This is a genomic window from Actinosynnema sp. (assembly GCF_052038725.1).
Genome location: NZ_JBQGCX010000047.1, coordinates 1 through 1,501 on the forward strand (window position 1 = coordinate 1; position 1,501 = coordinate 1,501).

General features: G+C 68.7%; 3 protein-coding genes. All 3 read left to right on the plus strand.

From position 1 onward, the window contains the following. On the plus strand, nt 1-302 hold a 302-nt coding region (locus tag ACTUAL_RS00890), incomplete at its 5' end, for a carbohydrate ABC transporter permease (RefSeq protein WP_440898919.1). Next, nucleotides 299-1,177, plus strand: coding sequence for a carbohydrate ABC transporter permease (locus ACTUAL_RS00895; protein ID WP_440898920.1), 879 nt, complete (start codon nt 299-301; stop codon nt 1,175-1,177). The genes ACTUAL_RS00890 and ACTUAL_RS00895, both read left to right, overlap by 4 nt. Nucleotides 1,178-1,195: 18 nt before the next feature. After that, on the plus strand, nt 1,196-1,501 hold a 306-nt coding region (locus ACTUAL_RS00900; protein ID WP_440898921.1), incomplete at its 3' end, for a hypothetical protein.

Genomic DNA, 1,501 nt, shown 5'->3' on the forward strand with positions numbered 1-1,501 from the left:
TCGACGGCGCGAACCGCTGGCAGCGCTTCGTCCACGTGACCCTGCCCTGCCTGCGCCCCACCACGTTCTTCGTGCTGGTCATGCTGACCATCCAGAGCTTCAAGGTGCTCGACCTGATCGTGGTGATGACCGACGGCGGCCCCGGCCGCAGCACCCTGGTGCTGGCGCAGCTGGTCTACCGGGTCGGCATCCGGGAGGGCGAGTTCGGCTACTCGTCGGCGATCTCCCTGCTGCTGTTCGCACTGGTCCTCGTAGTCACCGCCGCCCAGTTCCGCCTCAACCAGCGGAGGCACACCCCGTGACCGCCCTGCGCGAAGCCCCGCCCGACAGCCCCACCACCCCACCGCCCCCGCAGCGCGCCGGCGGCTGGCGCGCCGTCCTGGGCTACACCGCGATGACCGCGATCGCCGCCCTGGTGCTGATCCCGTTCGCCTGGATGGTGTCCTCGTCCCTCAAGCGCGACAACGAGGTGTTCAGCACCCCGATCCGCTGGATACCGGAGGAGCTGCGCTGGTCCAACTTCGCCGAGATCTGGGACCGCGTGCCGTTCCTGACCTACCTGGGCAACTCCGCGCTGCTCGCCGTCGTGATCACCGCGCTCCAGGTGCTCACCGGCAGCTTCGCCGCCTACGGCTTCGCCAAGGTCCGCTTCCCCGGCCGGAACGCGCTGTTCCTGGCCTACCTGGCGACGATCGCCGTGCCGTGGCAGGCGTACATGGTGCCGCAGTACATCATGATGCAGAAGGCCGGGCTGACGAACACCCTGTGGTCGATCGTCCTGCTCCAGGCGTTCGGCGCGTTCGGCGTCTTCCTGATGCGCCAGTACTACCTGACCATCCCGGACGAGCTGTGCGAGGCGGCCCGCATCGACGGCCTGAGCGAGCACGGCATCTACCTCAGGATCGTGCTGCCGCTGTCCAAGCCCGCGCTGGCGAGCCTGGCCCTGCTGACGTTCGTGAACACCTGGAACGACTACATGGGCCCGTTCATCTACCTGACCAGCAACGAGCTGTGGACCGTCCAACTGGGACTGAGGTCGTTCGTCGGCCAGTTCGAGGCCGAGTACGCCATGATCATGACCGGCGCGGTGCTGTCCGTGCTCCCGGTGGCGGCGGTGTTCCTGCTGGGGCAGCGCTACTTCGTCGAGGGCGTCGCCACCACCGGCCTGAAGGGCTAGCCCACGGTGCTGACCCGCGTGACGCAGCAGTCCTGGGAACGCCTGTTCGCCCTGGTGTGGGCGGCACTGCTGGTGAACCTCAACCTGACCGCCGCCCTGTCCCCGCTCCTGCTCGCCTTGGCCCTGGTAGCGGATCCCCTGGGTTCGTGGCCGTTCTTCCTGCTCCTGTCCGGGCTGTGCGGCCCGGCCCTGACCGGAGCGTTCGCCTGCTTCGCCGATCCGGACGCCACGTCGACCCGCCTGTTCTGGTCAACGTGGCGCCGCACCGCCGTCACCGCCACGACGACCTGGCTGACCGCCGCAGCGCTGGTGACGATCCTGTTC